Source organism: Ochrobactrum sp. CGA5 (assembly GCF_006345815.1).
Classification (GTDB): domain Bacteria; phylum Pseudomonadota; class Alphaproteobacteria; order Rhizobiales; family Rhizobiaceae; genus Brucella.
In genome coordinates this window covers 23126-29125 of record NZ_VCIG01000019.1, presented here as the reverse complement: position 1 = coordinate 29125, position 6000 = coordinate 23126, and the positions used below count along the sequence as shown (strand labels likewise).

The following is a 6000-nucleotide window of genomic DNA, read 5'->3' as shown; positions in this document are numbered from 1 at the left end:
AGATTGGGCCGCCTCATTCTACTGATCCCATAATGGGAGGGCCAAAGAGCCGATCCCGAAGAGAAGCAAGGGCCCGCGAAAGACGTTAATCACCAGCCGAGCGGAAAGCTCGAAAGCGCTTGACCTCAACACGCCGAATAGAGAAGAAACCCCCATGCGCTGCGCAATATTGCGTACCGGTATGCTGCCTTCCTTCATCAGGGCGCGCGCCGCGGCAATATCGCCCGGGCGCATCGCGGGCGGGCGGCCACCCTTGCGGCCACGTTGCCGCGCCTCGACCAGTCCAGCCGTCGTGCGTTCGCGGATCAGAGCACGTTCGAACTGGGCGATCGCACCGAAGACATGGAAGGTCAGCATGCCGCCCGGCGTCGTCGTATCAATGCTCTCGGTCAAGGACACGAGCCCGATCTTCGCGCGCTCCAACTCTTCCGCCGTCGCGATGAGCTTCTTTAGCGATCGCGCCAACCGATCGAGTTTCCAGACAACGAGCGTGTCACCAGTGCGAAGCACGTCGGAGAGAATTCGGCCCAATTCCGGGCGGTCATCGCGAGCGCCTGACCCGCGCTCGGTAAACACCTTCTCGCAACCGGCGCGTCTCAGCGCCTCAAGCTGAAGCTCCGGATTTTGATCGATCGTGCTGACCCTGGCGTACCCGACCCGCATAGCCATCCAAATGTTCTTGAAAGTCGTTGGACACATAGCATTTTGCGACAACCGTTTCTATAACAGTTTTGAGAAGATTCCATCGCGCCATTCAAGGGGCGTGACGGCATGCGCTATGGCATGCTCAAAAACCCTCGTTTATGACAAACGATCCATGGAAACCAACTATGTGTCTGACGGCCGAATATTCGCGACATGGAGCAGGGAACCTTACGCATCGAAAATCGGGCGGTCCCCGATCTTGTCCCCCTTGTATGGGATACTCCGGGAATTGAGGCGGCGATACCAAAGGATGCGGTCGGCCAGGCCGTTACCATGTTCGAGCCGCAGGAATGCGCCAACTACTTCAAATCTTGCGGATATGACCCCGAGTAATGTGGACGTGCTCTAGGTCACCCAGAGGGGCGCTCGCATCGAGTATAACCTTAAGCGCGATTGCTTCCGGTGAACCATCCTCCATATGTACGGGATGTACAGCCCACACAGACTTTTCGAGAACCACATTCTCAACAGAAACCTCATAAAGCCTACCCGACGCGAGCTCATCGAGGACAGTGCTCCTCATCACGATCGAAATGCCGAGACCAGCTCGAACTGCATGCTTCACAGCCTCAGTGCTCCCGACATTGAATGAGATTGGGAATTGCTCTGCCGCTTGGCCGAAGGCCTCGCGGAGCACGGATCCGGTACCGGTTCCACGTTCTCCGCCAATGAGGGACTCTTGAAATAACTCTGCCGCTTCAATTGTTTTTCGCGTCCTCCAATTATGCTGTGGGGATACGATTATTACCAGCTTTTCCTTCCGCCAAAGGCGGGCTTGATATCCTTTTCGATCGTCCCACCATTCGGTAAAGGCTAGATCAATCTCCTTCCTCAAGAGCTTTTCGATGATTTCAGGATTTGAGGCAACGGCCACCTCAGGTGGCCGGCCTTGAGCATCCTGTAAACGCTTCAAGTGGACTGGCAAAATATAGGTACCGATGTTAGTACTGGCACCCAACGTAATCCGGCCGCTGTGCAGGCGGTCCAGAGATCTCTTCGTGACGGTCAAAAGGCTGCGTGCGAATGGCAAGAATACGAGCCCTTGCCGAGTCGGCACACACTTGTCCTTCCTCCTCTCGACCAGCCGCACCCCTAGTATATCCTCCAATCGTTTCACATTATGTGAGACAGTCGGTTGGGATATCTGAAGCCGTCGCGACGCCTCGTGAAAGCTGCCAGTTTCGATTACCTCTATGAATGCTGCGACATGCGAAAGGCTAAACATTACTTTCTCTAATCAAGGAATTAGTTGAACCTCGTTAATTGCCGCACGAGGTCTTCGGCCTTGGACAAAATCTATAATGTTGTCAGCAGCCTCGTGCTCGATAGCCAAACGCGACTTCGCCACTGCTGAGCCTATGTGGGGTGTCAAGATCGAATCATGTTCGCGATTGAGGAGACCCCCGTGGACCTTGTCAGGCCGGTCGGGTCTGGCCCAGTCCTCCATCTCATAAACATCAGCGGCGTAGCCTCCCAAGCGCCCCGCCTGCAATGCAGCGACAACAGCCTCTTCATCAACCACGCTTCCGCGTGCAGGATTAATAAGAAGTGCTCCTTTGGGCATTTTGGCGAGTTGTTCAGCGCCGAGGAGATGCTTCGTTTCGGCCGAAAGCGGGAGTGCACACACAAGAAAGGTAGACGACGAGATCAACTGGTCAAATTCAAGAGGCTTTACGTTCAGTCTGATCTCATCGGCTTTGTCCAGGGATTGACGATCCCAGTACGACACAATGGCGCCGAAGGTACTTAGGCGCTGTGCTATAGCTTTTCCGATCGCTCCCATCCCTAAAATGCCGATTGCTGTGCCCTGCAGCCCAAGGCCGTAAAACCGAGGGCGCCAACCTTTGTAATCCCTCCTGACGCTCTTGTCGCCTGGCAGAATGTGCCGCCCAAGAGCAATCATCAGACCGATTGTAAGTTCGGCTGTCGGGTCAGTGAGAAGATCGGACACTATCGTGACGTGGACTCCACGCTGCGTGCAGGCTTCGATGTCGAAGTTATCGAAGCCTTTCAGCGCACATGCCACAAGTTGAAGATCGGGAGCGTGCGCGAGTACAGACGCGTCGATCATGTCCGGCATGAACGCCATCATCGCCTTGGCGTCGCTCAATTCTGCGAGCAGTTTCTCGCGGGGCCATGTATCATCAGTATCGTTGCAAACTAAACGAGCGTGGGGAGATAGCTTTGAGATAATCTCCTCGTGGACGCGATGGGTGATTACTACCTTTGGGAGCATTTAATTTATCCTTCTATTGCAGCTGGCGGCGGAGGAGAGCGCCGACCTGGTCAACGATGGTGACCATCAGAAGGACAACGAGCATGATCGCAAGAACCTCCTGATAATTCATGATCCGGAGGGATGTCATCAACTCGAAACCGATACCACCAGCTCCCACAGTGCCCAGGATTGTCGAGGCGCGGAAGTTGTACTCCCACCGATAGATGGTCACATCGGCCAATTGCGGTAGAACTTGTGGCAAGATCGCCCGCGTCACGATCTGGAACGGCGACGCACCAGCTGCGCGTGCGGCTTCTATAGGCGCATTATCGCAATGCTCGATCGCCTCCGCAAAGAACTTGCCCACCATGCCAACCGAGTGAAGACCAAGAGCCAGCACGCCTGGGAGCGCTCCAAATCCCACTGCCGCCACGAAGACGATGCCCATAATCAGCTCCGGGATCGACCGTAGACCATTCAACAATCCACGCGAGATCATATAGATGACAGCGTTGGGTGCTGTTTTCCCTGAGGCGAAAAAGCCAACTGGAAGTGATATCAGTACCGCGATCGCAGTCCCAGCTATACTCATCGCCAGAGTGTCGATGAGAGGGCTGATCCACTCCAAGCCTCGGTTGAAATCCGGGGGAAACATTTCCGTACCGAGCTGCCAGAGCGCAGGAAACCCAGATCCCAGACGCTCCAGATCAAGAAGACCGGAGTGATAACTGCTAACAATGATCACACACGCAATTGCCAACGCGATCACGCCAGCTCTGGTCCAAGCTTTGTTTTGATGTTGAAGGATAGAGTCGTAGTCGGCCGACGGCTGTGTCATCACATATCCTGGAAGAAAGGACGCAGGCCAGCGCCTGCGTCGAAAGGTGAGAAACTGTCTCGAACGCGCCTTACTGACTCAGGTCCAAGTTCAGCACTTTACCGAGCTCACGGACGACGTCGTAGGCTTTGTCATCGATCGGAGCGAACCCATCGGCTTTGAAGGATGCCAATACCTTTTCGTCTTTAAGGTCGATGAAGGCTTTGGTGATCGCCTCTTTCAACGAAGTGTCAAGATCCGACCGCATGGTCCAGGGGTACTGCGGGAACGGATCGGACTCGGCGAGGGCGATAACTTTCTTAGGATCAATGGTGCCACGAGCGACCATTGAATTGTAGATGGGCAACGAAAGTCCGCCAATCTGAGCATTGCCATTCTGCACTGCAATAGCCACGGCATCATGCGACCCTACGAAGTTCTCGCTATAGTCTTTTCCAGCCTCAACTCCGGCCTTAAGCAGCATAGATTTCGGGATAAGGTGGCTTGAGGTGGAAGCCACGTCCCCAAACGCGACCTTTTTCCCTTTTGCATCTTCAAGGCTTTCGATGCCAGCCTCTGCATTGGCGACAACTACAGCGCGATAGGTAGTTTCGCCATCCTTCATAAGTGCTGCGAAAGGCTCGATATCAGCCTTGGTTTTCGCGAGCGTGTAAGAGAGCGGCCCGAAATAAGCCAACTCAAGCCGGCCGAAACGCATCGCTTCGATCATTGACGAGTAGTCGGTCGTTACGATCAGTTCAATCTCCCGACCGAGTGTCTTCTCAAGATACTCCTCGAGAGGACGATTGTTTTTGATGACAGTGGCGGCGTTCTCGTCCGGTAGCAACGCGACGCGCAATGTCTCTGGATTTGAGCCAGCATGCGCCAACGAACTCCAGCCAAGAACGGCGAGGAATGCGAGGGACAGAAGCTTCTTCATAATGCGGCCTCCATGGCAGCTAAAGGTTGATCATACTCGTAGTTGGACAAATCTTGTGTTGTGGTCGGATTTCTTGGGGCGCTGCGGTAGATCGACGCACACATTTGATCGGTCAGTTCGTCGACAGCGGCGTCCGCAACCACTTCCCCGTCGCGCATAGCAATGACCCGGTCGCCGAACCGGCGAGCTAGATCGATCTGATGAAGGCTGATCACAGCAGTGATGCCGTCGGCTGTGCATATTTCGCGAAGCTGCGACAGGACCTCGACAGCCGTTTCAGGGTCCAGACTTGCAACGGGCTCATCTGCAAGGACCAGTTGGGGCTTCTGGACCAGCGCGCGCGCAATGCCCACCCGTTGCTGCTGACCGCCGGATAGTTGATCCGCCCTGACGAGAGCCTTATCAAGAAGGCCTACGCGTTCAAGGCATTCCAACCCCAGCCTTCGATCCGAACGCGGCATAGGGAACAACGTACGCCAGCCAGAGTGGTAGCCCAGGCGGCCCGTCATGACGTTGTCGAGCGCGCTCAAGCGCCCTATGAGTTGGTGCTGCTGGAATATCATCCCAGTTCGCCTTCGGTGAATGCGAAGCTTAGTTTCCGCATCCAGAGCACCAATATCGTTAGAAGTGATCGAACCAGACGTCGGCGCAACCAAGCCGTTGAGTGTCCGGATGAGGGTAGATTTGCCTGCGCCGGATCTACCGAGGAGCACGACGAACTGACCCTGGTTGAACGTCAATGTCGTTGTCTTCAAAGCTTGGGTGCCGTTGGCATAGGTCACGGCAACTCCGTTCAGAGCCAGCATCACAATAATCCTGATCGTTAGTGGTGCATCGATTGAATATTTGCATCACTATGGGCGACATATGACGTCCGTTTATCAGGCTCGTGAAACTTCAATGACAGCACTTAAACTCAGCTCTACCTCCTCGCGTAGCTGCGATGGAGAAATTTCACCCAGAGCCGCCTGATCATGACGGCCCGGTCCCAATTCTACACCACCTTGACGGATGCTATCCCATATTCGGCCAGATAAACCGGCCCTTCTCCAGCCGCCGGGTAAAAAGGCAGGCGCCCAGACCATCATGCCAGATGATCTTCAAAATATCCGATCTGCGGCCCCTGAAGACGAAGAGATGCCCTGACAACGGATCATGCTGCAGAACCTCCTGCACCCGAAGCGCCAAGGAGGGAAAGCCACAGCGCATGTCCGTATATCCGCGCCTTCCTGGCGGGCACCCTTGATCCCGAATATTCCCGTCAGCTGACCGAGCAACTACGACAGGCAGGCGTCCCGGTTTGACCATGCCGTCGCTGGC

7 protein-coding genes are annotated in these 6000 nt (G+C 55.1%); all 7 read right to left on the bottom strand.

Features of this window, described 5'->3' with window-relative positions; all coding sequences use genetic code 11:
- Nucleotides 1–18: 18 nt before the first annotated feature.
- The 7 genes from FJQ48_RS12410 to tnpB all read right to left on the bottom strand — a co-directional run bounded on the left by FJQ48_RS12410 (nucleotide 19) and on the right by tnpB (nucleotide 5889).
- Nucleotides 19–663 (bottom strand): recombinase family protein, encoded by a 645-nt coding sequence (locus tag FJQ48_RS12410; RefSeq protein WP_247870372.1) that lies wholly within the window; start codon nucleotides 661–663, stop codon nucleotides 19–21.
- A 346-nt stretch (nucleotides 664–1009) separates the two neighbouring features.
- Complete coding sequence (locus tag FJQ48_RS12405) at nucleotides 1010–1930, bottom strand: LysR family transcriptional regulator (RefSeq protein WP_003501100.1); 921 nt, start codon at nucleotides 1928–1930, stop codon at nucleotides 1010–1012.
- A 12-nt stretch (nucleotides 1931–1942) separates the two neighbouring features.
- The gene (locus FJQ48_RS12400) at nucleotides 1943–2941 is read right to left on the bottom strand and encodes a phosphonate dehydrogenase (protein ID WP_003501101.1); all 999 of its coding nucleotides are present in this window, start codon (nucleotides 2939–2941) and stop codon (nucleotides 1943–1945) included.
- Nucleotides 2942–2954: 13 nt separating this feature from the next.
- Nucleotides 2955–3761, bottom strand: a complete 807-nt coding sequence (gene phnE / locus FJQ48_RS12395) for a phosphonate ABC transporter, permease protein PhnE (protein ID WP_006473411.1) — start codon at nucleotides 3759–3761, stop codon at nucleotides 2955–2957.
- A 70-nt stretch (nucleotides 3762–3831) separates the two neighbouring features.
- On the bottom strand, nucleotides 3832–4680 hold the full coding sequence (phnD, locus tag FJQ48_RS12390; protein ID WP_003501103.1) for a phosphate/phosphite/phosphonate ABC transporter substrate-binding protein: 849 nt from the start codon (nucleotides 4678–4680) through the stop codon (nucleotides 3832–3834).
- Nucleotides 4677–5486, bottom strand: coding sequence for a phosphonate ABC transporter ATP-binding protein (gene phnC / locus FJQ48_RS12385; protein WP_006473175.1), 810 nt, complete (start codon nucleotides 5484–5486; stop codon nucleotides 4677–4679). The genes phnD and phnC overlap by 4 nt, the downstream gene beginning before the upstream one ends.
- A gap of 208 nt (nucleotides 5487–5694) precedes the next feature.
- A complete protein-coding gene (gene tnpB, locus FJQ48_RS22735; protein ID WP_006473174.1) occupies nucleotides 5695–5889 on the bottom strand; it encodes an IS66 family insertion sequence element accessory protein TnpB in 195 nt (64 codons plus the stop codon).
- Nucleotides 5890–6000 lie beyond the last annotated feature (111 nt).